Origin of the sequence: Agromyces soli, from assembly GCF_022811605.1 — a bacterium.
In the GTDB taxonomy this organism is placed as follows: Bacteria; Actinomycetota; Actinomycetes; order Actinomycetales; family Microbacteriaceae; genus Agromyces; species Agromyces soli.
This window is the reverse complement of record NZ_CP094533.1, coordinates 2,473,357-2,498,050: the sequence shown is the minus strand read 5'-3', so window position 1 is coordinate 2,498,050 and position 24,694 is coordinate 2,473,357. Positions and strand designations below refer to the sequence as shown.

28 protein-coding genes and 1 tRNA gene are annotated in these 24,694 nt (G+C 72.0%); 13 read left to right on the top strand and 16 right to left on the bottom strand.

Annotation, left to right across the window (positions count from 1 at the left end; all coding sequences use genetic code 11):
- Window positions 1–103: 103 nt before the first annotated feature.
- From MTP13_RS11995 to MTP13_RS11970, 6 genes are all read left to right on the top strand, one after another.
- Window positions 104–775, top strand: coding sequence for an SIMPL domain-containing protein (locus MTP13_RS11995; RefSeq protein ID WP_243567980.1), 672 nt, complete (start codon window positions 104–106; stop codon window positions 773–775).
- A 137-nt stretch (window positions 776–912) separates the two neighbouring features.
- A complete protein-coding gene (locus tag MTP13_RS11990) occupies window positions 913–1,797 on the top strand; it encodes an ABC transporter substrate-binding protein (RefSeq protein ID WP_243567979.1) in 885 nt (294 codons plus the stop codon).
- Window positions 1,794–2,846, top strand: a complete 1,053-nt coding sequence (locus MTP13_RS11985; protein WP_243567978.1) for a FecCD family ABC transporter permease — start codon at window positions 1,794–1,796, stop codon at window positions 2,844–2,846. The genes MTP13_RS11990 and MTP13_RS11985 overlap by 4 nt, the downstream gene beginning before the upstream one ends.
- Before the next feature lie 95 nt (window positions 2,847–2,941).
- Entirely contained in the window at window positions 2,942–3,904 is a 963-nt protein-coding gene (locus MTP13_RS11980; protein WP_243567977.1) for a FecCD family ABC transporter permease, read from the top strand.
- Window positions 3,897–4,742: an ABC transporter ATP-binding protein gene (locus tag MTP13_RS11975; RefSeq protein WP_243567976.1), complete on the top strand. Its 846-nt coding sequence runs from the start codon at window positions 3,897–3,899 to the stop codon at window positions 4,740–4,742. The genes MTP13_RS11980 and MTP13_RS11975 overlap by 8 nt, the downstream gene beginning before the upstream one ends.
- The gene (locus MTP13_RS11970; RefSeq protein WP_243567975.1) at window positions 4,739–5,596 is read left to right on the top strand and encodes a siderophore-interacting protein; all 858 of its coding nucleotides are present in this window, start codon (window positions 4,739–4,741) and stop codon (window positions 5,594–5,596) included. The genes MTP13_RS11975 and MTP13_RS11970 overlap by 4 nt, the downstream gene beginning before the upstream one ends.
- Window positions 5,597–5,600: 4 nt before the next feature.
- Here MTP13_RS11970 and MTP13_RS11965 read toward each other — a convergent pair whose 3' ends face one another.
- From MTP13_RS11965 to MTP13_RS11940, 6 genes are all read right to left on the bottom strand, one after another.
- On the bottom strand, window positions 5,601–6,338 hold the full coding sequence (locus MTP13_RS11965; RefSeq protein ID WP_243567974.1) for a tyrosine-protein phosphatase: 738 nt from the start codon (window positions 6,336–6,338) through the stop codon (window positions 5,601–5,603).
- Between the two features lie 99 nt (window positions 6,339–6,437).
- A complete protein-coding gene (smpB, locus tag MTP13_RS11960) occupies window positions 6,438–6,914 on the bottom strand; it encodes an SsrA-binding protein SmpB (protein ID WP_243567973.1) in 477 nt (158 codons plus the stop codon).
- Window positions 6,915–7,029: 115 nt separating this feature from the next.
- A complete protein-coding gene (ftsX, locus tag MTP13_RS11955) occupies window positions 7,030–7,941 on the bottom strand; it encodes a permease-like cell division protein FtsX (protein WP_189084665.1) in 912 nt (303 codons plus the stop codon).
- Complete coding sequence (gene ftsE, locus MTP13_RS11950; protein ID WP_243567972.1) at window positions 7,938–9,056, bottom strand: cell division ATP-binding protein FtsE; 1,119 nt, start codon at window positions 9,054–9,056, stop codon at window positions 7,938–7,940. The genes ftsX and ftsE overlap by 4 nt, the downstream gene beginning before the upstream one ends.
- 98 nt (window positions 9,057–9,154) lie before the next feature.
- A complete protein-coding gene (locus tag MTP13_RS11945; RefSeq protein WP_243567971.1) occupies window positions 9,155–10,615 on the bottom strand; it encodes a Na+/H+ antiporter NhaC family protein in 1,461 nt (486 codons plus the stop codon).
- A gap of 23 nt (window positions 10,616–10,638) precedes the next feature.
- Window positions 10,639–12,276 carry an amidohydrolase gene (locus tag MTP13_RS11940; RefSeq protein ID WP_243567970.1) on the bottom strand — a complete coding sequence of 546 codons (1,638 nt, stop codon included), beginning with the start codon at window positions 12,274–12,276 and terminating at the stop codon, window positions 10,639–10,641.
- A gap of 106 nt (window positions 12,277–12,382) precedes the next feature.
- Between MTP13_RS11940 and MTP13_RS11935 the strand changes: the two genes are divergently transcribed.
- Window positions 12,383–13,054: a TetR/AcrR family transcriptional regulator gene (locus MTP13_RS11935; RefSeq protein ID WP_243567969.1), complete on the top strand. Its 672-nt coding sequence runs from the start codon at window positions 12,383–12,385 to the stop codon at window positions 13,052–13,054.
- Between the two features lie 18 nt (window positions 13,055–13,072).
- Here MTP13_RS11935 and prfB read toward each other — a convergent pair whose 3' ends face one another.
- Complete coding sequence (gene prfB, locus MTP13_RS11930; protein WP_243567968.1) at window positions 13,073–14,182, bottom strand: peptide chain release factor 2; 1,110 nt, start codon at window positions 14,180–14,182, stop codon at window positions 13,073–13,075.
- An 85-nt stretch (window positions 14,183–14,267) separates the two neighbouring features.
- Here prfB and MTP13_RS11925 point away from each other — a divergent pair, with 85 nt between their 5' ends.
- Together MTP13_RS11925 and MTP13_RS11920 are read left to right on the top strand one after the other, a co-directional pair.
- The gene (locus MTP13_RS11925) at window positions 14,268–15,128 is read left to right on the top strand and encodes a DUF3592 domain-containing protein (RefSeq protein ID WP_243567967.1); all 861 of its coding nucleotides are present in this window, start codon (window positions 14,268–14,270) and stop codon (window positions 15,126–15,128) included.
- Between the two features lie 64 nt (window positions 15,129–15,192).
- Entirely contained in the window at window positions 15,193–16,470 is a 1,278-nt protein-coding gene (locus tag MTP13_RS11920; protein WP_243567966.1) for an MFS transporter, read from the top strand.
- 48 nt (window positions 16,471–16,518) lie between these two features.
- Here MTP13_RS11920 and MTP13_RS11915 read toward each other — a convergent pair whose 3' ends face one another.
- Window positions 16,519–16,917, bottom strand: coding sequence for a PPOX class F420-dependent oxidoreductase (locus MTP13_RS11915; protein WP_243567965.1), 399 nt, complete (start codon window positions 16,915–16,917; stop codon window positions 16,519–16,521).
- Window positions 16,918–16,990: 73 nt separating this feature from the next.
- On the opposite strand from MTP13_RS11915, the gene MTP13_RS11910 reads away from it, so the two are divergent.
- Window positions 16,991–17,842 (top strand): hypothetical protein, encoded by an 852-nt coding sequence (locus tag MTP13_RS11910; RefSeq protein ID WP_243567964.1) that lies wholly within the window; start codon window positions 16,991–16,993, stop codon window positions 17,840–17,842.
- Window positions 17,839–18,537, top strand: a complete 699-nt coding sequence (locus MTP13_RS11905) for a hypothetical protein (RefSeq protein ID WP_243567963.1) — start codon at window positions 17,839–17,841, stop codon at window positions 18,535–18,537. Before MTP13_RS11910 ends, MTP13_RS11905 begins: the two co-directional genes overlap by 4 nt.
- A 49-nt stretch (window positions 18,538–18,586) precedes the next feature.
- Here MTP13_RS11905 and MTP13_RS11900 read toward each other — a convergent pair whose 3' ends face one another.
- The 7 genes from MTP13_RS11900 to MTP13_RS11870 form a co-directional block, all read right to left on the bottom strand.
- Window positions 18,587–18,988 (bottom strand): pilus assembly protein TadG-related protein, encoded by a 402-nt coding sequence (locus MTP13_RS11900; RefSeq protein WP_243570821.1) that lies wholly within the window; start codon window positions 18,986–18,988, stop codon window positions 18,587–18,589.
- A 116-nt stretch (window positions 18,989–19,104) separates the two neighbouring features.
- The gene (locus tag MTP13_RS11895; RefSeq protein WP_243567962.1) at window positions 19,105–19,482 is read right to left on the bottom strand and encodes a TadE family protein; all 378 of its coding nucleotides are present in this window, start codon (window positions 19,480–19,482) and stop codon (window positions 19,105–19,107) included.
- An 88-nt stretch (window positions 19,483–19,570) separates the two neighbouring features.
- Window positions 19,571–19,975 (bottom strand): TadE family protein, encoded by a 405-nt coding sequence (locus MTP13_RS11890; RefSeq protein ID WP_243567961.1) that lies wholly within the window; start codon window positions 19,973–19,975, stop codon window positions 19,571–19,573.
- Window positions 19,976–20,001: 26 nt separating this feature from the next.
- Window positions 20,002–20,175, bottom strand: coding sequence for a hypothetical protein (locus MTP13_RS11885; RefSeq protein ID WP_243567960.1), 174 nt, complete (start codon window positions 20,173–20,175; stop codon window positions 20,002–20,004).
- 74 nt (window positions 20,176–20,249) lie between these two features.
- Complete coding sequence (locus MTP13_RS11880; RefSeq protein WP_243567959.1) at window positions 20,250–21,173, bottom strand: type II secretion system F family protein; 924 nt, start codon at window positions 21,171–21,173, stop codon at window positions 20,250–20,252.
- Window positions 21,170–22,069 carry a type II secretion system F family protein gene (locus MTP13_RS11875; RefSeq protein ID WP_243567958.1) on the bottom strand — a complete coding sequence of 300 codons (900 nt, stop codon included), beginning with the start codon at window positions 22,067–22,069 and terminating at the stop codon, window positions 21,170–21,172. Before MTP13_RS11875 ends, MTP13_RS11880 begins: the two co-directional genes overlap by 4 nt.
- On the bottom strand, window positions 22,066–23,292 hold the full coding sequence (locus MTP13_RS11870; RefSeq protein WP_243567957.1) for a TadA family conjugal transfer-associated ATPase: 1,227 nt from the start codon (window positions 23,290–23,292) through the stop codon (window positions 22,066–22,068). The genes MTP13_RS11875 and MTP13_RS11870 overlap by 4 nt, the downstream gene beginning before the upstream one ends.
- A gap of 99 nt (window positions 23,293–23,391) precedes the next feature.
- Between MTP13_RS11870 and MTP13_RS11865 the strand changes: the two genes are divergently transcribed.
- Both MTP13_RS11865 and MTP13_RS11860 read left to right on the top strand, forming a co-directional pair.
- Window positions 23,392–23,473: transfer RNA gene (locus MTP13_RS11865), tRNA-Leu, on the top strand.
- Window positions 23,474–23,512: 39 nt separating this feature from the next.
- Complete coding sequence (locus MTP13_RS11860) at window positions 23,513–23,956, top strand: hypothetical protein (protein WP_243567956.1); 444 nt, start codon at window positions 23,513–23,515, stop codon at window positions 23,954–23,956.
- Between the two features lie 3 nt (window positions 23,957–23,959).
- Here MTP13_RS11860 and MTP13_RS11855 read toward each other — a convergent pair whose 3' ends face one another.
- A complete protein-coding gene (locus MTP13_RS11855; RefSeq protein ID WP_243567955.1) occupies window positions 23,960–24,694 on the bottom strand; it encodes a YcnI family copper-binding membrane protein in 735 nt (244 codons plus the stop codon).

Genomic DNA, 24,694 nt, shown 5'->3' with positions numbered 1-24,694 from the left:
GGAGGCGAGGGGTGCGCGGCCTTACAGTCTAGAACAGGCGGGATGCTTCCGCCATTCCCGGCCGCGTCGCCCCGTCCGACGCCGAACCAGATGGAGGTCGCCCGTGGGCACGCTCATCACCGTCACCGCCACCGCCGAGGAGCGCGTGGAGCCCGAGCTCGGCGCGGTGCAGCTCTCGGTCGGCGCGTCCGGCGCCGATCGGCAGCAGATCATCGATCGCACCGCCGCCGCCCATGAACGGCTGCTCGCCGAGGTGCGCCGGCTCGACGCCGAGGGCGCGCTCGAGCAGTGGTCGGCCGGACAGCTGCGGGTCTGGTCGCAGCGCCCGTTCAACGCCGAGGGACGGCAGCTCCCCGTCGTGCACGAGGCACGGGGCGAGCTCGAGCTCGTCTTCCGCGACCTCGCCGCCCTCTCCGCCTGGGTGAGCGAGCAGGCGGCCGGCGAGGAGCTCTCGCTCGGCGGTGTCGACTGGCGGCTCACCGAAGCGACCGCCGCCCGCGTCCGCGAGACGGCGCAGCGGCGCGCCGTCGCCGAGGCGGTCGCGAAGGCGGGCGTGTACGCCTCGGCGCTCGGGCTCGGCTCGCCAGCGCCCGTCGAGCTCGCCGACGCCGGACTGCTGGACGCCCGGCCGAACCCGATGACCAAGGGCGGTCATCTCGCACGCGCGGTGGCCTTCGGGATGGATGCCGCGTCGGCCCCGGTCGCCGAGCTCGCTCCGGCGGAGCTCGTGGTGCAGGCGACCGTGGAGGCGCGCTTCGACGCATCCGCCGATTGAAGCGGAGATAGTGAGGATAGGCTTACCTTAGTCTAAGGCCGACGCCGTTCCGGCGGGCCGTTCCACGATGAGAGGTGCTGTCCGAATGCGATCCCCCCCTGCCCCAGCGAGTGCTCGCCTGGTCCATCGCCACCGCGGTGGGCGCCACTCTGGCGCTCGCCGGCTGCGCTCCCACCTCGCAGGCCGACGCACCGAGCGGGACTGCGGCCGGGACGCACCCGGTCGAGCACGCCCGCGGCACCGCCGAGGTCCCCGCAGCCCCGCAGCGGGTGGTCGCCCTCGAGCCGGTCGAGCTCGACACCGCCGTCGCGCTGGGGATCACCCCGGTCGGCGCGGCCGTCGCGAGCAACGTCGCCGGCGTCCCCGACTATCTCGGCGTGAACGGCGTCCAGCCGGTCGGAACGGTACCGGAACCCGATCTGGAAGCGATCGCGGCGTTGAAGCCCGACCTCATCCTCGGCACCGAAGCACGGCACTCCAAGCTGTACGAGCAGCTGTCGGCCATCGCCCCGACGGTCTTCATGCAGACGCAGGCTGACCCGTGGCAGGAGAACGTCCTGCTCATCGGGGCCGCGCTGGGGCAGCCCGACGACGCGAAGGCCCTTCTCGACGGGTTCAACGAGCGATGCGATCGCATCGCGGAGGAGTTCGACGTCCACGGGAAGACCGTCAACCTCATCCGCCCGCGCGACGAGACCACCCTGAGCCTGTACGGGCCGACCTCGTTCGCCGGGAGCGCGCTCGAGTGCGCCGGCCTCACCATCCCCGCTCGGGAATGGGAGGACGGCCTTCAGGCGGACCTCTCCCCCGAGAACATCCTCGACGCCACCGCCGACTACGTCCTCGTCACGAGCGCCGACCCGGCCGACGACGCGACGATCCCGCCGGCGATCACGCAGAACCGCAGCGCGTTCCCGTCGGTCACGCTCGTCGACACGAGCTACTGGGTGTCCGGCGTCGGACCGAAGGGCGGCGACCTCGTCCTGGACGAGATCGAGGCGATCCTCGAAACCGAGCGGTGACCGTCGCCGCCATCAGTCGGCGGCGAGACGCGCTCGGCGGATCCCGGACCGGCCGAGCCCGCATCTGGCTCGGCCTGCTCGGCCTCCTCGGCGGCCTCGCGATCGCGATCGCGCTGTCGCTGACGCTCGGCTCGAACGCACTGCCGTTCGGAGATGTCCTCGACGTGCTGCGGGGCGGCGGCTCCCCTGAGGCGAGATACGTGGTCGAGGAGCTCCGGCTCCCCCGCACCGTCACCGGCCTCGTCGTCGGCGCAGCGCTCGGAGCGGCCGGGGCGCTGATCCAGGCCTTCACACGGAACCCGCTCGCGGACCCGGGCATCCTCGGTGTGAACGCCGGCGCCGCGCTCGCCGTCGCGCTCGGCGTCGCCTTCCTCGGGATGCGGGACATCGCCGCCCTCGTCTGGCTCGCGTTCCTCGGGGCGCTCGTGGTCACGATCGCCGTCTACGTCGTCGGCTCGGCCGGCCGAGGGGCCGCCGACCCGATCCGCCTCACCCTCGCCGGTGTCGCGCTCGGCGCGGTGTGCTCGGGGATCACCACGGGGCTGACGCTCAGCGACCCGGAGGCGTTCGAGCACCTGCGCTCGTGGAACGCGGGGTCGCTCCTCGGCCGTGGCTTCGACGTCCTCCTGCCCGTCCTGCCGTTCGTCGGGATCGCCGTGCTCGGCGCGCTCCTGCTGGCGCCGGGTCTGAACGCCGTCGCGCTCGGCGAGGACATCGCACGCTCGCAGGGCGCGAACCTCGCCGGAATCCGGATCGGCGTCATCCTCGCGGTCACCGTCCTCGCCGGGGTCGCGACGGCGCTCGCCGGCCCCATCTCGTTCATCGGGCTGATGGTCCCGCACGTCGCGCGGTGGGTGTTCGGCGTGGACCAGCGGAGGATCCTGCCCGTCTCGATCCTCCTCGCCCCCGCGATCGTGCTGCTCTCCGACGTGCTCGGGCGGCTCCTCATCGCGCCGGCCGAGATTCCCGTCGGCATCGTCACCGCGTTCGTCGGCGCTCCCGTGCTCATCGCGCTCGCGCGCCGCGCGAAGGCGAGCGCTCCCTCATGAGCACGATCGATCGCCCTCGCCTCGACCCCGGATACCGACGCCACCTGATCCGTTGCGGCCCGATCGCCGTGGCCGTACGCACCCGAAGCCTCGCCGTGGCCACCGCACTCCTCACGGTGATCGCCCTGCTCGCCGTCGCCGCCCTCGGCCTCGGCACCTACCCGCTCGCGCCGGACGCGGTCCTCGACGCTCTCTTCGGCGGCCGCGACACCCTCGACCGCACCGTCGTCCTCGAGTGGCGTCTCCCCCGGACGCTCGCGGCCTGCGTGCTCGGCGCCCTGTTCGCGATCGCCGGGGCCCTGTTCCAGACCGTCACCCGCAATCCGCTGGCGAGTCCGGATGTGCTCGGCCTGTCGAACGGCGCGTTCACCGGGATGCTCCTGACGGTGGTCTGCTTCTCCGCGAGCTGGCCGCTGATGACCGCTGGATCCGTCGTCGGCGGCCTCGCGACCGCCGGCCTCATCTGGGGCCTCTCGCGCCGTGCGGCAGGGCAGAGCTTCCGACTGATCGTGATCGGCATCGGCGTCGCCGCGATCCTCGCGTCCGCGAACACCTGGATGCTGCTCGAGGTCGAGCTCGACACGGCGATGTTCGCCTCCGCCTGGGGCGCCGGAAGCCTGAACGGAGTGACCGCGGGCGCGCTCGGCGGGGCCGTCGTGTGCAGCCTCCCGCTGGTGCTCCTGCTCGGCCTCCTCACCCCCGGTCTCCGGCAGCTCGATCTCGGCGACGACGTGGCGGGCGCGAGCGGCTCGCGGCCGGCGCGCACGCGCGCCGGCGCACTGCTCATCGCGGTCGGCCTCGTCTCGATCGCCACGGCGGTCGCCGGCCCCGTGGCCTTCATCGCCCTCGCCGCCCCGCAGATCGCCCGCCGCCTCGCCGGCGCCCCGTCCCTCTCCCTCACGCTGTCGGCGCTCGTCGGCGCATTCCTCCTGCTCGCGTCCGACCTCGTGGCGCAGCATCTGCTCCCCGTGACGTTGCCGGTCGGCGTGGTGACCGTCTCGGTGGGAGGGGCCTACCTCGTCGCCGTCCTCATCCAGGAGATCCGCCGCCGTGCCTGATCGAACCACTGCGCCGAGCGCGCTGCCCACCGCCTCGCGCCTGCGCGCCGAGCACGTCAGCCTCGGCTACGACGCGCGCCCCATCATCGCCGGGCTGAGCACCGCCATCCCCGACGGGTCGTTCACTGTCATCATCGGACCGAACGCCTGCGGCAAGTCGACCCTGCTCCGCGGCCTCTCCCGACTGCTTTCACCGGCCGCGGGACGAGTGGTCCTCGACGGGAAGGCCATCACCGAGCTGGCGGCGAAGGACGTGGCCAAGCGCCTCGGCCTCCTGCCCCAGTCGGCCGCCGCGCCGGACGGGATCACCGTGGTCGACCTCGTCGCCAGGGGGCGGTACCCGCGCCAGCGTCTCCTCCGGCAGTGGACCGACGCCGACGAGGCGGCCGTGGCCGAGGCGCTCGACGCGACCGGGACCCGGGAACTCGGTCCGCGCCGCGTGGACGAGCTTTCCGGGGGGCAGCGGCAGCGCGTCTGGGTGGCGATGGTGCTGGCCCAGGAGACCGAGCTCCTCCTGCTCGACGAGCCCACGACGTTCCTCGACATCGCCCACCAGATCGAGCTCATGGAGCTGTTCGCGCGGCTCAACCGTCAGGGCCGCACCGTCGTCGCGGTGCTCCACGATCTGAACCACGCCGCGCGGTACGCCGACCACCTCATCGCGATGCACGACGGTCGCGTCGTCGCCGAGGGACCGCCGTCCGAAGTCGTCACGAGCGAACGCGTGGAGGAGATCTTCGGACTGCCGAACGTGGTCATCGCCGACCCCGTCACGGGCGGCCCGCTGGTGGTGCCGAGCGGCCTTCCCGCCGCTCGAGCCGAGGCGGACGGGCGATGACCGCCATCGCCGCCGGCCCCTGGGAGTACCGGGCGTTCCCCGTCACCGTGCACCGGACCGAGCGGCTGAGCCCCGGGTTCGTCCGGGTGACCCTCGCCGGCTCGGCGCTCGGCGAGTTCGCCCCGTGGGGCCTCGACCAGCGCATCAAGCTCGTCCTCCCCGCGCCCGACGGCAGTCGCCTCGACTTCGGCCTCCTCGGCGACCCGACTCCGCATCCCAAGGAGTGGTACGCCCGGTGGAAGGCGCTGCCCGAGGAGAGCCGGAACGTGCTGCGCACCTATACACCGGCGGCCGTCCGGCCCGAGCAGGGCGAGATCGACGTCGACCTCTTCATCCATCAGCCGGCGGGCCCGGCGTCCGCCTGGGCGCTCGCCTGCCGGCCCGGCGACGAACTCGTCGTCACGGGGCCCGACGCCCGCGCGGGCTACACCGGCTACGGCATCCACTACACGCCGCCGTCGCCGCCGCAGCGGCTCGTGCTCATCGGCGACGAATCGGCCCTCCCCGCGATGCGCAACATCCTGGCGGCACAGCCGGCCGACGTGACGGTGGACCTCATCCTCGAGCTCGGCGACGTCGCCGACGACCTGCTCTCGGCAACGTCGTCGACCGCCCGCGTCCAGCTCGTCAGCCCGGATGCGCGACGCGGAGCCGCGCTCGAGCGAGCGGTCGTCGAGTGGGCCGAGCACGCGTCCGCCACGGCGTCCGGCCACTCCGGGGTGTACGCGTGGGTCGCCGGCGAGGCGGGCGCCACGACGCGCATCCGACGCTACCTGACCTCCACCGCGGGGCTCGACAAGGGATGCGTCGCGTTTCTCGGCTACTGGACGATCGGCGGCCCGCTGGTCGGCTGAGCCCTCAGCCGCGCTCGACGAGCTGGCGCTCGAGCCGCGCGAGCTCCTCGAGCGCGAGCCCGGACGACAGGAGATACTCGCGGGCGCTGCCGTGGTCGCGCTCGACGAGCTCGATCATGCCGTCGATCGCCTCGGGCGGGCTGCCGCCCATGAGCACGCGCAGCGCCGGAGTGTCGGGCACGCCGTACTGGCCGGCGAGGCCGACCATGCGATCGAGCCACTCGCCGGCGAGGTTCTGCTCGGTGCGCTCGTAGTCGGCGATCACGAGGTCCCGGTCGACCCCGACCGCGAGCAGCGTGAGCGCGATCACGACGCCCGTGCGGTCCTTGCCCGCCGTGCAGTGCACGACGACGGAGCGCTCGCGGGCCGAGGAGATCTCGCGCACCGCGTCGACGACGACCGAGGAGTGCTGCACGACGATGCGCTCGTACAGCGCTTCGAGGGAGATGCCGGCCATCCCCTGCGAGGCGCCGGAGCCCTCGAACACGGGCAGGCGGAGCACCTCGACGTCGAGCCCGGCGAGGTCGTCGGGCATGCGCGACACCTCCTGCTCGTCGCGCAGGTCGATGACGATGCCCACGCCGAGCTCCCGCAGCTCGGCCTTGCCCGCATCGCCGAGGGCGTGCAGGCCGTCGGAGCGGAACAGCACCCCGGGCCGCACGAGCCCGTCACGGGCGACGAGCCCGCCGACGTCGCGGAAGTTGTAGGTGCCGGGAACGGGGATCCGAAGCGAAGTCTCCATCGAGCCGAGCCTACCCCGAGGCGCCCGGGCATCGGCCGGGCATCGGACGGACGCCGAGCGCGCGCCACGAGGCATCCGCCCGCCGTGCGCCGAACTGCACTACTCGCCGAGGTGCCGGCGGCTCGACATTGCCCGATCGGCCTCGCGCTTGTCCTGCCGCTCGCGCAGGGCCTGCCGCTTGTCGTACTCGCGCTTGCCCTTCGCAACCGCGAGCTCGACCTTCGCCCGGCCGTCGCTGAAGTAGATCGAAAGCGGGATGAGCGTGTACCCGCCGTCCTTCACCCGATGGCTGATCTTCACGATCTCCTGCTTGTGCAGCAGCAGCTTGCGCTTGCGGCGCGGCGTGTGGTTGTTCCAGGTGCCCTCGGTGTACTCGGGGATGTGCACCGCGTCGAGCCACATCTCGCCGCCGTCGATGAAGGCGTAGCCGTCGACGAGGGAGGCGCGCCCCTCGCGGAGCGACTTCACCTCGGTTCCCTGGAGGACGATGCCGGCCTCGTAGGTGTCCTCGATGGTGTACTCGTGCCGCGCCTTGCGGTTGGTCGCGACGACCTTCTGTCCGCGTTCCCTGGGCACGGCCCTCTCCTCACGGTCTCGATTCGAATGACGGATGCCGCGACCTTCGCGCGGCGAGCCGTTCAGTCTACCGGCCCGCGCGGGGTGGCGCCGACCACCCCGCGCGGCACGGTGATCAGACCTTGAGGTAGCGGGTGATCGCGATGCCGGCGGACACCGCAGCCAGCAGCACGCCCACCACGATGAGCAACGGCACCACGAGCAGCGCGTCGCCGAGATCGACGAAGGTGAACGCGAGGTTCTGCGCGAGATAGCCCTGCACGAAGAACTGCACGATCGCGACCACCGCCCCGCCCGCCAACAGCGAACCGATCAGGCCCGCGAAGACGCCCTCGAGCACGAACGGGGTTTGAATGAAGCGGTTCGAGGCGCCGACGAGCCGCATGATGCCGAGCTCCCTGCGTCTCGAGAAGGCGGACAGCCGGATGGTCGTGGCGATGAGCAGCGCCGCGGCGACGAGCATGATCGCGGCGACCGCGATCGCGGAGTAGCTCGCCGCGTTCAGCACGTCGAAGATCTGGTCGAGCAGGCGCCGCTGATCGCTCACCGACTCGACGCCGGGCATGCCCGCGAGCGCCTCGACGAGCACGTCGGACTGGTCGGGGTTCTTCAGGTTCACCCAGAAGCTCTCGTTCAGCACCTCGGGCGTGACGTAGTCGGCCGCGGGGCTGCCCTTGAACTGCTCCTGGAAGTTGTCGTACGCCTGCTGGTGGTCCTCGAAGTAGTACTTGTCGATGTACGGCGCGAGGGTGCTGCTGTTCAGCTGCGCCTCGACCGCCGACTTCTGCTCCTCGGTCGCTTCGCCGTCGACGCAGCCAGCGGTGCTCGACAGCGAGGTGCAGAGGTACACGGCGACCTGGGCGCGGTCGTACCAGTAGTTCTTCATCTGCGCGATCTGCAGCTGCAGCAGCGCGGCCGTGCCGACGAAGGTGAGCGAGACGAAGGTGACGAGCACCACCGAGACCACCATCGAGGCGTTCCGGCGAAGTCCGTTCGCGGCCTCACCGAGTACGAGTCCGATCCTCACTTCGTCGGCCCCACTTCCTGCTGGTCGTCATCGGCGCGCGGGCCGCCGGGCGCGCGAAGGCCCAATCGTTCGGCGAGGGTGAGCGGCGGGCCGTCAGGATCCTCCGTCGGCGGTGGCGCCTGGGCCCGCAGCCGCTCGGGGTCGACGTCGATCTGCCCGGTGGCCGCCGCGGTGATCGCCGCCGCCTCCTCGGTGACGGCGTCGCGCGTCTCCTCCGGCTCGATGTAGAGCGGCTGCGCCTCGCGCATGATCTCCGCCGTCACCTTCGGAGCGGCGGGGCTGATCCCGGTGTCGGCGATCAGTTCGAGGGGCGCCGGCTGGGCGGTGTCGGCCGCCGCTTCGGCCGCGCGCGCCTCGCCCTCGGGCTCGAGCACCGTGGCGACGACCGCCGCCGGCGCGGTGCGCGGCGGCAGGTTCACCTCGCGCACGGTCTGCCCGTCGTACCCCGCGTCGAGCTCGTCACGCACGATCTGGCCGGCGGAGAGCTCGATGACCCGGCGCTGCATCTGGTCGACGATGCCGGCCTCGTGCGTCGCCATCACGACGGTCGTGCCGCTCGCGTTGATGCGTTCGAGCAGCGTCATGATGCCCGCGCTCGTGACCGGGTCGAGGTTTCCCGTCGGCTCGTCGGCGAGCAGGATCTGCGGTTTGTTCACGATCGCCCTCGCGATCGCGACGCGCTGCTGCTCACCACCGGAGAGCTCGTGCGGCATCCGCTTCTCCTTGCCGTCGAGGCCCACGAGCTTCAGCGTCTCGGGCACGGCGGACTGGATGTAGCCGCGGGACTTGCCGATCACGCGCAGCGTGAACGCGACGTTGTCGTAGACGGACTTGTTCGGCAGCAGCCGGAAGTCCTGGAAGACGACGCCGAGGTTGCGACGGAAGTAGGGCACCTTGCGGCTCGAGATCGAGCCGAGATGCTGCCCGAGGACGTGGATCTCGCCTTTGCTGGGCTTCTCCTCCTTGAGGATCAGCCGCAGGAAGCTCGACTTGCCGGAGCCGGAGGCACCGACGAGGAAGACGAACTCGCCGCGCAGGATCTCGACCCCGACGTCGTTCAGGGCGGGCCTCGCCTGGCCCGAATAGGTCTTGGTGACGGAATCGAAGCGGATCATCGTGTTCGAGCCTAAGCAGCGGAGCGCCGAATGCGGGCAGCGACACTGGATTTCACCAGCGAGCCACCCGCACTCGGGACGATCGGCCGCGTCGGGCCTCAGATTCCGGCGAAGCCGACCACGAGGTACAGCGCGAGCGAGAGCACCGCGGCGATCCCCGCGTACGGCAGGATCGCCGTCATCAGGTTGAGCGGCTTGATGCCCGTGGAGCGCGAGGCCAGGATGATGCCGTCGCCGTAGAGGCACGTCGTGGAGCCGAGCGCGGCGCCCGAGAATACGGCGGCGCCCGCGATGATCGGGTTCACGTCCATCGCGAAGGCGAGCGGGATGACGATGGGCGTGATCACGGCGGCGAGGTCCCAGAACGAGCCGGTCGCGTAGGCGTAGACGCCGCAGACGAGGAACACGACCGCCGGCAGCAGCGCGCCGGACATGTACGGCTCGGTGGAGTCGATCACGAAGTCGGCGAGCTTCAGGTCGATGTTCATGTGCTGCACCATGAACGCGAGCGCCGTGAGCACGATGACGAAGAGCATGCTGCCGACGCCGTCGAAGGCCGCGTCGAAGACCTTGCGGATGCCGAGGCGGCGCTGGGCCGTGTACATGATGATCGCCACCAGGAGCGCGGCGACGGTGCCCTTCAGCACGTCCACCTCGGTGAGGATCGTGACGGCGATCATGACCGCGATCGGGACGACGAAGTTCCAGGGACGCGGCTTCGCGATGCCGGGAGCCCGGGTCGCGACGGCGACGGGTGCCGCGACCGCGGCCCGCTCCCCCGCGTCGCCCTGCGCGGCGAACTCGCCGACCTCGATGCCGACGGGGGCGGCGCCCTCGGCGGCGCGCTCCTCGTCGGTGGTGCCGAGCGGGAACACGTCGCCGGTGGCCTCCGCCCGCGCGACGTCCTTCTTCAGCACGCCGAGCTTCGGGAACCAGCCGAGCGCGACGAGCGCGGCGATGGCGAGGGCGATCCAGCCGAAGAAGATGAACGGGATGGCCTGCAGGTAGGCGCCGAACCCGGAGCCGTTCGCCGTCACGCCCTGCGCCTCGAGGAGGCCGGCGAAGAACAGCGCCCAGGTCGAGAACGGCACGATCACCGCGACGGGCGCCGCCGTGAGCTTCATGATGGTGCCGAGCTGGGTGCGGGGCACCCGGTAGCGGTCGGTGATGCCCTTCATCGAGGTGCCGACGGTGAGCACGCTCAGGTAGTCGTCGACGAAGAGCACGACGGCCAGCAGGAAGCTCAGCACGAGCGACTTGCGGCGGGAGTTCACGAAGCGCTCCGCCCAGGCGGCGAACTCGCTGACGGCGCCGGAGCGCTCGAAGAGCGTGATCAGGATGCCGAAGAGCACGACGACGAGCATCAGCCACTGCAGCGTCTCGTCCGCCATGGCGGTGCCGAAGTAGCCGATCCAGGAGTCGAAGAACTCCCAGCCGCCGAGGAGCACGGCGCCGACGAGGGTGCCGCAGAGCATCGCGAAGAGCGTGCGCCGGGTGGCGACGGCGATGACGAGGATGGTGACGACGGGGAGGAGCGCGAGCGCGCCGACGTCTTGCATGGGGGCCTCTGATTCGGTGGGGGTCAGGCGGCGGATGCCGCGTACACGGGGTGCCCGTCGACCATCGTGGTCCGGACGGGCAGGTCGAGGAGTTCGTCGGCGTCGACGTCGAGCGGGCTGTCCTCCCAGACGACGAGGTCGGCGCGGTAGCCCGGCGCGATGACGCCGAGGTCGCGGTCGCCCTGGGCGAGAGCCGCCCAGACCGTGTAGCCCTGTAGGGCCTGGTACGGGCTGAGCCGCTGGTCGGGCTCGAACACCGGGGCGTCGGGGGTGCCGGGCTCGCGCCGGAGGCGCGCCCAGGCGAGGCCGATGCGCGCATCGGTCTGCGCGACGGGCCAGTCGGAGCCGAGGGCGACCATCGCCCCGGCGTCGATCATGTCGCGCACGCGCCACCCGAGCGCGGCGCGCTCCGGGCCGAGCCGCTCGGCCCAGAAGTCGGAGCCGTCGGCCTTTCGCCACTGCATGTGCAGCGGCTGCACCGAGGCGGTGATGCCGGTCTGGCCGAGCCTCGCGAGGTCGCGGTCGGCGAGCAGCTCGAGGTGCTCGATCCGGTGCGGGGCGCCGCGGCCGGACTGGACGCCGGCCTTCAGGTACGCGTCGATCGTGGTGCCGATGGCGCGGTCGCCGATCGCGTGGGTGGCGATCTGGAAGCCGGCCTCGCTGTAGCGCTGCACGACGCGCTCGAACTCGGCGCCGTCCGCCCAGAAGGAGCTGAGTCCCTCGCCGTGCGTGTCCGGCTCGTAGAGCCAGCCGGTGCCCGTGTCGATGACGCCGTCGTTGAAGAGCTTCACGAGCCCGCCGCGCCAGCGCCGGCCGTGCCGGTCGCGCTGGGCGAGGTAGTGCTGGGTGCGCTCCTCGTCGTAGCCCGGGTTGTGCGCCATCGCGGAGACGAGCCGCAGCGGCAGCCCGACCCCGGTGCCGTCGAGGTCTTCGAGCAGGTCGAGAGTGCCCGGGTTGCCGTCCATGATGCAGGCCCCGGTGATGCCGCTCTCGGCGAGGCCGCCGAGCAGGCCCCTCACGAGCTCGCGCATCTCGGCGGCGCTGTGCTCCGGCGCGGTGCGGAGCACGAGGTCGAAGGCGGAGTCCTCGCGCAGCGCGCCCGTCGGTCGGCCCTGGTCATCCACCACGATCTCCGAGGTATCGCCGAAGCTCCGAGCCCCGGTGATGCCGGCCCGTCGCAGCGCCTCGCTCGAGGCGAGCGCGGTGTGCCCGTCGAAGAACATCAGGAACGCCGGTGCGCCCTCGACGGCATCGTCGATGGCGGTGGCGGTCATCGGCAGTCGGCTGAACACGTCGTAGTCGATGTTCCAGCCGCGCACCCAGCCGCCGGCCGCGGTGCCGTCGGCGACGCGGCGCGCCTCGGCGCGGAGCATGGCGAGGAAGACCTCCGGGTCGCGGACGCCGCCGAAGTCGAGGCCGACCGCGAGCTCGAAGCCCTGGATGGGGTGCATGTGCGCGTCGATGAGGCCCGGCGTGACGACGCCGCCGCGGAGGTCGACGACCTCGGTCTCCGCGCCCCGGAAGTCCCGCACCACGGACTCGTCCCCGACGGCCACGATGCGGCCGTCGCGGATCGCGATCGCCTGGGCCATCGGACGCATGGGGTCCATCGTGATGATCCGCCCGCCCACGAGCACGGTGTCCGCGAAGCTCCAGCGCATGTCGCCGCCTTCCGAGCGGTCGACTGCGACCGCTTTATTTAAGGTGCTTAAATTTGTAGCGCACACGCTACTCTCACTGAAGTGCCACTGCAAAACCGGAGGACTCTTGCCTGAAACGAGCGCCCGACGAGCGGGCCGTCCGCGGACCCGGGTTCTGAGCGCCGAGCAGATCGTCGACGCGGCCTTCGAACTCGCGCGCACGGCCGGCCCGGACGGCTTCACGATGACCGCGCTCGCCCGCTCGCTCGAGGTACGGCCGCCCGCGCTCTACCACTACTTCGGCGGCAAGGCCGACGTCGTCCGCGCCATGCGCGGGGCCCTCGCCGAGCAGCTCGACGTGAGCGGATTCGCCGACGAGACGGTGCCCCTCGACACGGCCGTCGTCAGGTGGGCCCGCTCCTACCGCGACGTCACCGCCGCGCACCCGGCCGGCATCGAACTGCTCGCGACGACGCCGATCGACGGCCAGGAGCGCTCGGTGCAGAACTACGACACCATCGTGCGACGGTTCATCGCGGAAGGCTGCCCGCAGGATGCGGCCGTCGACGCGCTCGTCACGTTCGAGGCGCTCATCATCGGCTCGGCGCTCGACGCCGCCGCGCCCGACGACATCATGGCGCCGGGCGACGCGGGCGCGGGCTCGCCGGTGTTCGCCGCCGCCGAGGCGGCGCGCACGGCGCGAGCATCCGCCGGAGGCATCCGCCCGACCGACCGGAGCTTCGCGCTCGGCGTGCGGGCGCTGCTCAGCGGACTGCGCGCCGAGTGGTCGCGCGACTGACGCGCCGCGCGCACCTGATCAGTCGGTCGGCTTCTGCTTGCGCCAGCGGATGCCCGCCGCGATGAGCCCGTCGAGATCGCCGTCGAAGACGACCGCCGGGTTGCCGACCTCGTAGCCGGTGCGCAGGTCCTTCACGAGCTGCTGGCCGTAGAGGAAGTAGGAGCGCATCTGGTCGCCCCAGCTCGCGGTGATCGTGCCGGCGAGCTCCTTCTTCTGCGCCGCCTCCTCCTCGCGCTTGGCGAGGAGCAGTCGGGTCTGGAGCACGCGCATGGCCGCGGCGCGGTTCTGGATCTGCGACTTCTCGTTCTGCATCGACACGACGATGCCGGTCGGGATGTGCGTGATGCGCACGGCCGAGTCGGTCGTGTTGACCGACTGCCCGCCGGGGCCCGAGGAGCGGAAGACGTCGACGCGGATGTCGTTCTCGGGCACCTCGACCTCCTTCGCCTCCTCCATGATCGGGATGACCTCGACCGCGGCGAAGCTCGTCTGCCGCTTGTCGGCACCGCCGAAGGGGCTGATGCGCGCGAGCCGGTGCGTGCCCGCCTCGACCGAGAGGGTGCCGTAGAGGTACGGCGCGTCGATCTCGAAGGTGGCGGACTTGATGCCGGCGCCCTCGGCGTAGGAGATGTCGAGCACCTTCACGGGGTAGTCGTGGCGCTCGGCCCAGCGCAGGTACATGCGCATGAGCATCTCGGCGAAGTCGGTGGCGTCGTCGCCGCCCGCACCGGAGCGGATCGTGACGACCGCGCCGCGGTCGTCGTACTCGCCGTCGAGGAGCGTCTGCACCTCGAGGTCGCCGATGGTCTTCTGCAGCGCGACGACCTCGGCGCGCGCCTCGGCGGCGCTGTCCTCGTCGCCGGCCTCGTTCGCCAGCTCGACGAGCACCTCGAGGTCGTCGATGCGCGACTCGATACCCGTGATGCGCTTGAGCTCGGCCTGGCGGTGACTCAGCGCGCTCGTGACCTTCTGCGCGTTCGCGGGATCGTCCCAGAGGTCGGGCGCGCCGGCCTCCTCCGAGAGGCGGGCGATGTCCGCCTCGAGCGCGTCGGTGTCGACGACGGCGCGGATTTCACGGAAGGTCGCGCGGAGCGCGGAGATCTCGGTCGACAGGTCAAGTTCGAACATGGCGTCCCCCAGCCTAGTCGTGGCCGGGCCGGCCGTCGTGCACGAACCACCGCCTCCCCCGTGCGAGGGTCGCTAGGCTGACGCGGTGAGCACGATCGATCCCGCCGCCGCCCGCCGCGAACGCCTCGAACGACAGCAGGGCAGCACCGGCGCCGCCCTCGCCGCGGCCGCCTTCGCCCTGATCCTCGTCGCGACCTCCGCCGTCATCGGCTACAGCTTCGCCGGCATCCTCGACACCTTCCGGCTCATGGAGCTGAACAGCGTGTTCTCCACCTGGGAGTCGCAGATGCCGAACACGGCGTTCGGCCTCCCGATCGGCATCCTCACGACCATCGCCGCATGGGCGTTCTATGCGAAGTGGAACCACCGTTTCACGGGCGACACCTCGCGCTTCGTCGGGGTCGGACCGCTGACCCTCGTGCTGGCCGGCCTCGCGATCGGACTCTGGCTCGGGTGCTCCGCATGGACCGCGCCCGATCAGCCCGGCATGCAGATCGATCCCACCTTCGGCGAGGACGAGGCGTGGGGCGTCGGCGCCTGGATCTTCTACGCCGCGCAGTGGTGGCTGCCCGCCCTCGTCGGCGTGCTCGCGGTCGCCGCGTTCTTCGCCGGAGTGGCCGGGCGACGTCGCAGTGCCGGCCGCACCGCACTCATCGAGCGGATGCTCGTCACCGGTCGGCGCGCGCCCGGGGTCGTCACCGAGAGCACCCTGCCATCGGGCGAGGCGAGCTCGGTCCTGTTCACCCTGACCGTGAAGTTCACCGACCTGAGCGGAACCGACCGCTGGGTGCGGCGCACGGTGAAGTACCGCACCGCCGAGGTGCCGCCCGTCGGCGCGCCCGTGACCGTGCTCTACGACCCGGCGAACCCGGGCGACACCTCGCGCATCTTCCTCGCGAGCGGCCCGGCCGAGACGGCGGCCGACTTCCGTCGCCACGAGCTCTGAGCCGGATCCTCCCGAGCCTCGGGGCGCACGGCCGGCCCCGCCGCCGGGTGTAGCGTCGGAAGCGATGACCGCCTCCCAGCCCCAGTTCTCGTGGGGCTCGATCGTCCTCCCGGCCTACCTGCCGACGCTGCTCTTCTCGCTCGGCGAGGGCGCGATCATTCCCGTGATCCCGGTCGTCGCGACCGAGCGCGGCGCCTCGATCGCGATCGCCGGCCTCGTCGCCGCGATGCTCATGATCGGCGAGCTGCTCGGCGACCTCCCCGCCGGCTGGCTCGTCGCCCGCATCGGCGAGCGGAACGCGATGATCGGCGCCGCCATGCTCGCGGTGATCGGGGTCGTGGTGGCGCTCGCACTGCCGAGCGTGACCGCGCTCGCGATCGGGGTCCTGCTGCTCGGCCTTGCCACCGCGGTATTCGGACTCGCCCGGCACGCCTTCCTCACGAGCTACGTGCCGGCGCGGATTCGGGCGCGAGCGCTCTCGACCCTCGCCGGCGTCTTCCGCGCGGGGTGGGCGGTCGGCCCCTTCGTCGCCGCCGCGATCATCGCATGGACGGGGACCTCCGAACCGGTGTTCTGGGTACTCGTCGCGGCCTGCCTCGCGGTCGTCGTCGTGCTCGTGCTGCTCCCGGATCCCGAACGGGTGTTCGGGGTCGGCCGCGGGGCCGCGACCGACGCGGGCGCCGAGGCGCCGCAGGGGGTGTTCCGGGCGATCGTCGAGCACCGCGGCGTGCTCGCCAGGGTGGGCTCCGGCATCGGCCTGCTCGCTGCGGTCCGCGCGAGTCGCACGATCATCCTGCCGTTGTGGGCGGTGTCGATCGGCATGCCGCCCGAGGCGGCCGCGCTCGTCATCGGCGTCTCCGCGACGATCGACTTCTGCCTCTTCTACGTGAGCGGCCAGGTGATGGACCGCTTCGGCCGGCTGTGGGGCGCCATTCCCGGCCTCGTCGGCCTCTCGACCGGCCACCTGATCCTGGCCTTCACTCACGACGTGCCGGGCAACGAGACGTGGTTCATCGCGGTCGCCGTGCTCTTCGGCGTCGCGAACGGCGTGTCCAGCGGCGTCATCCTCACGGTCGGCGCGGATCTCGCGCCCAAGCGGCATCCGGCGGCCTTCCTCGGCGCGTACCGCACCATCGGCGACGCCGGCCAGGCCGCAGCGCCGCTCGTCGTGTCCGCGGTGACCTCGCTCGTCTCGCTCGCCGCAGCGAGCGCGGCGATCGGCGTGCTCGGCTTCGTGGGAGCGGGCATGCTGCTGCGCTGGATCCCGCGCTACGTCCCAGGCCGCCGGGGGCGTCGCCGCGGCGACGACGGCGCCGCGGACCAGGCCGAGGGAGCGGGCTGAGCCGCCGCTCCCCCGGCGTGCGGATGCCTCGTCGGCACCTGCGCGCGGTTACTGCCCGGAGACCTTCTCGACCGACATCACCAGGATGACCCGGTCGGCCTTGTCGGCCGGCGGCTGCGCGTCGGCGTCGCCGTAGCGGCGGCCGAGATGGGCGTAGAACTCGCCGCTCGGGTCGGCGACCGTCTCGACGAGGCGGCCGCGCACCTCGACGTATTTGAACGGCGAGTCGGCGTCGAGCGCCTCGAGCGTCATGACCGGGTTGTCCTGCAGGTTGCGGAACTTCGCGCGCTTCGTCGTGTGCGTGAAGCGGATCACCTGCGCTTCGGCGTCGAACTCGAACCACATGGGGTTCAGCTGCACCTCGCCGTTCGGCCGCACGGTGGCGAGGTGGCCGTAGACCGGCGCGGTGAGGATTCGGAGGAGGTGCTCGGGGATCTCGATCGTCATGGGCACCAGTCAAGCATCTCCGCTCGGTTCATCCGGCTCGGTTCATCCGGCTGGGCTCGGCTAGCCTGCAGTGGTGCTCACCGATGCCGAGATCGTCGCGTCCCTGACCGCATCCGCCCGCGCCGTGCCGTATCCCGGCCAGTGGCTGGAGCCTCCGTTCGACGGCGAACGCCAGGCGCTCGTGGCGCGCGACGCCGGGATCTCCGAGCTGCGGATCGACCGCGAGAGCGGCCGGGTCTTCGGCATCGAGCTCGCCGACGGGGTGGCGCAGCCGATCGCGCCGTCGCCGGCCTCGCTCGCCGAGCTCGGTGCCGCTTACGCGGACGCACTCGCCCGCAGCGCCGGGGCCGACGAGCACGAGCTGCGGGTGCTCGAAGCCGGCCTGCTCGCGGCGGTGCGCGTCGTGGCCCCGGAGCTCGCGGATGCGGAGACGTTCTGGTCGATCGCCGCCGAGGAGCTCGGGAACGGGATCACGGCGGATGGCCCGGCCGCGCCGCCCACGCTCGTGACCGCGTCCGGCGGGCCGACGGTCGTGATCGCATTGCCGATGCTCGCACTGCATCAGGCGCTCGCCGCGGAGGGGCTGACGCTCTCCGGCTACGCGGAGCTGCTCCCCTTCGTCTCGCTGAACGGCGGACTCGCGGCGACGCTCGCGGCCACCTCGGTGACCGGGGCGTTCCGCGGCGGCCCGGCGCAGGTGCTCGCGCTGCCCGCCGGAGTCGGCGCGACGGCGGAGGAGCTCGCCTTCCCGTCGCTGCGGCTCGTCGCCGTCTTCGGCGGGGCGGATGCCTCGGAACTCGCCGTGCCCGACGGGGTCGAGCTCGTCGTCCTCGACGGCCCCCTCCCCTTCACCGCGCTCGCCGAGCTCGTCGCGGAGCGGCGAGCAGCGGGCCGCTTCGAGCAGTCCCCGGGGATGAGGCGATGAGCGACGACACGAAGGCGACGATGCCCGAGGTCGTGACGTACGACGGGCTGCCCGCCGCTGCGGGCGGCGCGCATTCCCTGCGGTCGAAGCGCCCGGCCGACGCTCATGAGCGCGTGCAGCGCTTCCTCGCGGCGTGCACGGTGCCGGCCGAACCCGCGGAGTGGACGTTCTCCATCTCGGCCGACGGCGACCTCGCGGCGACGGAACGATCGGCGGCCTTCGCCGCCGAGGTGCTCGGCGGTCCGCGCCGCACGCAACGGGTCCGCCGCGACTGGAACGTCCGGGCCGACTCCGTGGCCCAGGTGTTCGAGTTCCTCGCCGCTGAGGCGGGCGCCGCCACGAAATACGGGGCGTCGCTCGCAACCCTCTCCCAGAGCCTGCCGGTGCGGCTGATCGATCCTGACCGGGGCGAACCCTTCGCGGAACTCGCGCCGGAGGCCTTCGGCGGCTTCGCCGTCGACGGCTACGGCCGACTGCTCGGCGTTTCGGGGGTGCGCGCGAGCTATGGGACGGCGGGGTCCGCCCTCTCGCTGTGGCTCAATCTGCCTGCCGACGAGCGGCTCGCTCCGGCGGCGCGGCACGTGCAGGATCACCTGCCGTTCCGGCTCTCGGCGAAGCACTGGCGGCGGTGGCAGCCGACCCGTGCTGGCGATGGGTACCGCTCCTCGAAGCTGCCGTCTCCGCTCGTGGCCTGAGCTCGTCTCGCCCCGCGATCCGGTCGTCAGCTCCCGCACCGCTCGGTCGTCAGCCCGGCTCGGTCGGCACATGGAAGACGGAGCGCGCGGTCGATTCGACCTCGACCTCGACCTCGATCGGGAGGAGTCCGCTGCTCACCGGCGCCCGCCAGACGCCCCGGAGCCGAACGGTCGCGCTCGTGCCGTCGCGCGACTCCACCGCGACGAGCGCGACATCCGTCGGCCCGATCTGCGCGAGGTACTCCTCGGCCGCCTCGCGCATCGCTCGGTGCTCGGCCTCGACGCGCACCCCGCCGGCATCCGCGACGGCATCGCTGATGGCCCAGGCGTCGGCCGCGTTGAGCGCGGCACCGTCCGCGAGGTCGAGGAGGCGTTTCCGCTCGAGGTAGAGCGAACTCGCCGAGACGACGACGAGTACGACGGCGAGTGCGAGCAGCGCGAAGCCGAACACGAGCGGCAAGGTCGAGCCACGCTCCTCGGCGTAGCGCGACCGCGCGCGCGGGGCCCCTTCCAGTGCCCTGACGCGAGCGATCCGCCACCATCGCCGCGCCGGGCTCATCACGCGCATCACCCCTCCCCCGCCGCCGACCACCGCGAGACCTTCTGCAGGGCGCTGGCTTCGACGGGCACGACGAGCACCCGGTCGAGCCCGAGCACCGGTGGTGCGAAGGGGAGCTGTACGTCGAGTTGGACCGTCACGCGCACTCGCGCGCCGGGCATGTCGCAGCGGACGCCACCGCAGTCGACGATGACTCGCCGTTCATCGGCCGAACGGCCGAAGTCGTCGAGCACGAGGCCCACGGCCGCGGTGGCCGAGCGGCGGACGTCGGATGCCTCGCCCTCGCGCACCGCCACACGAGCGCCGTGCCGTGATGCCCCCTCGGCGGCGAACGCCGCCGCCTGGAGGTCGCCGAGTGCGAGCACCAGGTACACGATCGGCAGCATGACCAACAGGGCGGCTCCGAGGAACTCGAGCGACGCCGAGCCCCGTTCGCTCCCCGTCGCGCGCCGGCACACCGCGCGGTCCGGCCGCTCACCCGATCGTCTCGACCGCGGCATGGCCCGACACCTCCAGCGTCGCCGGGGGCCCGAGCAGGCCGACCACCGGTAGCGCCGCCCGCACCGTGACCCGAACCAGCTCGACGCCGTCGCGCTCGACCGGTTCCTGCTCGATCTCGGTGGAGTACGACGCCCCGACCGCGGTGGTGATGAGTTCGCGCGCACGAATCGCTCCCGCGTGCGGCGCCGCGCCCGCGAGTGCCGCGAATCTGGCCCCCTCGGATGCGGCGTCGAGCACGGTGTTCCGTACGTGCAGCGCGAGAGCGAGCTGGACGACGGCGAGCGCGAGCACCGTGAGCAGCATGGCGACCAGTGCGAACTCGGCGACGGCCGAGCCCCGGTCCTCGGCGAGCGCGAACCTTCGACGGAGGATCGCCACAATGCGGGCCTGCCCGACTCGAACCTTCAGAGCCCGCTCACCCGCTCGATCGCCTGCTCGAACATGCCGCCGAGCGCCGGCCCGGCGAGCGCCCAGATCACGGCCACCAGACCGGCGGTCATCAGCGTGATGAGCACCCAGCCCGGCACGTCGCCGCGTTCTTGCGCAGCGCGGCTCAGGAGCCGCGGCATCCAGTTCATCCCCATCGTGGTCCTTTCTCGTCTCTTTTGTTCGGTCGTGTTGAGTCGGCACGCATCCGCCGCCGCTCCACCGCTTAGAAGCCCGCCTGCAGCACCAGGTAGCCCGGGAACAGCCCGAACACCACGGTCACCGGCAAGATCAGGAACACGAGCGGCACGAGCATCGCAATCTCTTTGCGCCCGGCGGACTCGATGAGCCGGCGCTTCGCCGCCTCGCGCGCATCGGCGGCTTGTGCGCGCAGCACCGAAGCGAGCGGCGCCCCGCGGTCGACCGCGCCGATCACCTGGTCGAGCGACTGCGTCAGCGGTGGGTGCGCAAGGCGATCCCGCATGGCAGCGAGGGCTTCGGTAAGCGGCGCGCCAGCACCCGCATCCGCGACCGCCCGCGCGAGTTCACCGCTCAGCTCCCCTCCTGAGGATCGAGCGATCCGACGTACGGCATCGAGGAGGGATTCACCCGCTGTCAGACTGAGCGTGAGGAACTCGAGCACGGTGGGCAGTTCGTCGTCGATGCGGCCGAGTCGTCGTCGTGCGGCGGCCTGCAGCACGAGTTCGAACAGCGACCACACGGCGATCCCGCCGACAACTGGCGCCACCACGACGAGCGTCGGCGTCGCGCTGCCGAACGAGGTGAGCATGAGTACCGCAGCCGTCAGGACAGCTGACACCGCCGCGACGCTCACCTGTTCGAGGCGGAACCGATCGACCCCACGGCGCCACCCCGCCTGCCGCAACCGGAGCGCGACGGTCCGATTGCCCACGAGCATGGTGGGGATCCGGCGCAGCAACGAACCGGATGGCTCGAGCATCGCGACGAACGCCATCGCCGGGTCGCTCGCGTGCCGGTCGACGATGGCACGTGCCTCGGCCGAAAGGTCGGCCACGAACGGCGCGACGCGTTCGACGAGCGGTCGCCGCCCGAATCGCGGCGTGCTGGCGACGAGGAGCCACACCCCCACACCCAGCACCACCCCGAGGGCGAAGGCGTACGGCGTCATCGGAACCACCGCCGCTCCGGCCTGAGGCGGCCGATGGCAAGCATCAGGCGATACGCGAGCACGGTGACCACGACGCCGCAAGCGATGACGAGTGCACCGGCCGGCGAATCGTAGGCACGGATCGCTTCGGGCCGGGTCGCGAGCACCGCCAGCAGCAGCCACGGCGCCGCAGCGCCCAGCCGCGCCGCGTTGCGGAGCCACGACTGACGGGCGTGCACCTCTGCGCGGACCGCTCCCTCTTCGCGGAGGGCGCTCGACAGCGTGCGCAACACCTGCGGCAGCTCGGTGCCGCCGACCTCGCGCGCCATCCTGACCGCCTCGAGCAGTCGGTCGGCGGTCGGGTCGGCGAGCCGGTGCTTCAGCACCTCGAGTTCGCCGGCGAAATCTCCCGTGCGCGCGTACCCCGCGGCGAACGAGTCGAACGCCCCACGCAGGCTCGACGGCCCGCGACGCGCGAGCTCGGCGAGCGACTCCGGGAGCGGTCTGCCTGCCCGAACCGAGGCGAGCAGGTGATCCGCCACATCCGGCCAGACCGTCCGGTACTCGGCCCGCTTGACGTTGGCCCGCCGGCGGACGGTCATGGGGAGAAGCAGGAGGCCGAGCCCAGCGGCCGCCACGGCGAGCGCCGGCACCCCGAACACCCCGAGCACAACCGCCCCGCACAGCAGAGCGGTGCACGCGCTGGCTGCGAGTGCGACGACGAGGGGCACCCGTCCGAGCCCGGCGAGCACGAGCTCGTCGCGGATGCGCACGAGCAGGGCGATGGGGGTGCCCGTCCGCGAAGACGCCGCGGGTCTCGGCCAGATCCACGGAGCGAGGATCAGGAGCACCCCGGCGGCGAACACGAGCCCGAGCACCGCGCTCATCGGCAGGACGTCGTATGGCGGAAAGCTCATGCACCGCCGCCGAGCACGATCGTGGGGTCGAAGCCGGCGGCGGCGAACTTGTGCAGCCGAGGCATCCCCTCGCCGCTCGCCCGGAGCTCGCCGTCGACGCGGTGGAAGATCGGCACCGTCGCGACCGCGGCTTCGTCGTAGGAACCGGTGATCGCGAGGATCTCGAGGACTCGCCGTCGTCCGTGCCGATCGATACCGAGCTGGACGACGAGGTCGACGCACGCGGCGACGGTGGGCACCACGAACCCGGCGTCGATGTTGCGGCCGGCGAGCAGCGGGAGCGTGCAGAGCTTCACGAGTGCGTCCCGAGCCGAGTTCGCGTGGATCGTGCACATGCCGGCGATGCCGGAGTTCAGCGCGATGAGCAGGTCGAGGCTTTCGGCGTCGCGCACCTCTCCGACGACCAAGCGGTCGGGCCGCATGCGCAGCGACTCCTTGACCAGCCGGCGAAGCGTGATCTCACCGGCGCCCTCGAGGTTCGGCGGACGGCACTGCATCGCGACCAGATCGCGGGCCTGGATGTCGAGCTCGAACGTCTCCTCGACGGTGACCACCCGTTCGCCGGTTCTCAGACACGCCGCGAGCGCGTTCAGCAGGGTCGTCTTGCCCGTGTGCGTCGCGCCCGATACGAGCACGTTGGTGCCGGCCAGCACCGCCATTCGCAGGAACTCGGCGGCCTCACGACTGAGCGTCTCGAGCCCGACCAGCGCCGACAGGGAGTGCAGGCCGCGGCGGAACTTTCGCACGTTGACCGACCAGGCACGGGTCACCTCGGGGATGGCGACGTGCAGACGGGAGCCGTCGGGCAGTGCGGCGTCGACGAACGGCTGCGAGAGGTCGAGGCGCCGGCCGGACGGCCGGAGCATGCGTTCGACGAGGTCGCGCACCTGGCGTTGATCGAGCGTGACGGGCGTCAGCTCGGCGACGCCGTTGCGCGCCACGAAGACCCGCTCCGGACCGTTGATCCAGATCTCCTCGACCTCGGGGTCGTCGAAGTACGGCTGCAGGGCTCCGTAGCCCGTGAGTTCGGCGAGGACGCCGGCCGTCGCCGCGTGCTCGTCGCCGAGCGGCTCGCCGCCGCCCGAGAGCGTGCGTTCGCCGTAGCGGCGCACCTCCTCGCGAGCGACGCGGTCGGCCGCGACGGGGTCTGCGGACAGATCGACGCCCTCGCGGATCGCGCGCTCTCTGACGAGGCGGGAGACGGTGCGGACGGCATCTGGCATGCCAGCCATCCTCCAGACCCCCGCGCTGGCGGGTCGGAATCTATCCACACCCCGGCCGTCGTTCCGGCACCCCAGCGCACCTAGACTGGTCGGGCACTCGCGGGAGTGGTGAAATCGGTAGACACGCAGGATTTAGGTTCCTGTGCCTTCGGGCGTGAGGGTTCGAGTCCCTCCTTCCGCACTGATCGTCGGCACCCCGGTTCCGCGCTACGCTCGCGGCATGCGGCGGATCACAGCGGCCGACGTCGTCGACGTCTTCGCGTACACGGTGGTGCTCGGCGTCTTCGTGCAGCTGTTCCCCGCGGTCATCACCGAGTCCTTCCTCGTGACGCTGCTGACGGCCGTGCTCTTGAAGCTCGTGCTCGAGCTCGTCGTCGCTTTGAAGAGCTGGGCGGTGGCGCGCTTCCGACTCGCGACGACGTCGGGTGAGCGGGTACTGCGGGCCGCCGTGCTGCTCGTCGTGCTCCCGGGCAGCAAGTTCCTCGTGCTCGAGGCGACCGATCTCGTGTTCGGCGACGCCGTGCACCTCGGCGGCTTCTTCCAGGTGACGGTGCTGATCATCGCGCTCATGCTCGTCCGTGGCGGCGCGCGCCTCCTGCTGCGCGACCGTCGCGCGGGCGACCGCGCCCGACCGGTCGAGTCCGACCGGCCGGGCACGGCCTGAGCGTTACTCCGCCTTGCGGGAGCGCCGCCCGAGCACGAGCGCCGCGATCGCGGCGCCGAGCCCGAGCACGCCGACGGCGATGCCGGTCACGCCGATCGCCCGCGCGGTGCCGTCGTCGCTCGCGGCGGCGTCGCTCGCCTCGTGCTCGTCACCGTGCTCGGGCGCGGCGGCACCGTGGTGACCGCCCTCCTCAGCTGCGGTGACGGCGATCGAGGGCGCCGGGTGCTCCGGCTCCTCCTCGCCCTCGGCGACGGGCTCGCTCCAGTCGGTCGAGCCCTCGACGCAGTCCTGCAGCACCGGGAATGCGAGGGTCTCGCCCTCGGCGTCGGCGGGCAGCTGGAGCGACAGTTCGATGACGTCGCGAAGGTCGCTGGGCAGCGGCGTCGTCGCGGTGTAGACGACCTGCGCGACCCGGTCGACGACGCTCGCGCCGTGCGAGTCGATCTTCGGCTCGGGCAGCTTCTCGACGACGGTCTCGATCGTCCAACCGGCGTTGACGGTCGGCGTGACGCGGTCGATCCCCTCGGGCATGGTGAACGTCAGCTTCGTGGTCGGGCTCGTGCCGCAGCCGTGCGGGATGCCGAAGCTGAGCACCGTGTAGGCGCCGGCGGCGGTCGAAGTGGAGTCGACGCCGACGTGGGCGCTCGCGGCGAGCGGGGCGCCGAGCGCGAGCAGGGCACCGGCGCCGAGCGCGGTGGCGGTCACGAGGGCAGGGCGGACGGGGGTCTTCGTGGTCAT

Excerpts from the sequence above, each read along its gene's own strand:
- MTP13_RS11905 (WP_243567963.1), top strand. The coding sequence starts at position 17,839 with ATGAGCGACGACACGAAGGCGACGATGCCCGAGGTCGTGACGTACGAC.
- MTP13_RS11880 (WP_243567959.1), bottom strand. The coding sequence starts at position 21,173 with ATGACGCCGTACGCCTTCGCCCTCGGGGTGGTGCTGGGTGTGGGGGTG.
- MTP13_RS11860 (WP_243567956.1), top strand. The coding sequence starts at position 23,513 with ATGCGGCGGATCACAGCGGCCGACGTCGTCGACGTCTTCGCGTACACG.
- MTP13_RS11940 (WP_243567970.1), bottom strand. The coding sequence starts at position 12,276 with ATGCGCTGGAGCTTCGCGGACACCGTGCTCGTGGGCGGGCGGATCATC.
- prfB (WP_243567968.1), bottom strand. The coding sequence starts at position 14,182 with ATGTTCGAACTTGACCTGTCGACCGAGATCTCCGCGCTCCGCGCGACC.
- ftsE (WP_243567972.1), bottom strand. The coding sequence starts at position 9,056 with ATGATCCGCTTCGATTCCGTCACCAAGACCTATTCGGGCCAGGCGAGG.
- MTP13_RS11885 (WP_243567960.1), bottom strand. The coding sequence starts at position 20,175 with ATGAACTGGATGCCGCGGCTCCTGAGCCGCGCTGCGCAAGAACGCGGC.
- MTP13_RS11895 (WP_243567962.1), bottom strand. The coding sequence starts at position 19,482 with ATGCTGCCGATCGTGTACCTGGTGCTCGCACTCGGCGACCTCCAGGCG.
- MTP13_RS11970 (WP_243567975.1), top strand. The coding sequence starts at position 4,739 with ATGACCGCCATCGCCGCCGGCCCCTGGGAGTACCGGGCGTTCCCCGTC.
- MTP13_RS11875 (WP_243567958.1), bottom strand. The coding sequence starts at position 22,069 with ATGAGCTTTCCGCCATACGACGTCCTGCCGATGAGCGCGGTGCTCGGG.
- MTP13_RS11915 (WP_243567965.1), bottom strand. The coding sequence starts at position 16,917 with ATGACGATCGAGATCCCCGAGCACCTCCTCCGAATCCTCACCGCGCCG.
- MTP13_RS11855 (WP_243567955.1), bottom strand. The coding sequence starts at position 24,694 with ATGACCACGAAGACCCCCGTCCGCCCTGCCCTCGTGACCGCCACCGCG.
- MTP13_RS11870 (WP_243567957.1), bottom strand. The coding sequence starts at position 23,292 with ATGCCAGATGCCGTCCGCACCGTCTCCCGCCTCGTCAGAGAGCGCGCG.
- MTP13_RS11920 (WP_243567966.1), top strand. The coding sequence starts at position 15,193 with ATGACCGCCTCCCAGCCCCAGTTCTCGTGGGGCTCGATCGTCCTCCCG.
- MTP13_RS11945 (WP_243567971.1), bottom strand. The coding sequence starts at position 10,615 with ATGCAAGACGTCGGCGCGCTCGCGCTCCTCCCCGTCGTCACCATCCTC.
- MTP13_RS11965 (WP_243567974.1), bottom strand. The coding sequence starts at position 6,338 with ATGGAGACTTCGCTTCGGATCCCCGTTCCCGGCACCTACAACTTCCGC.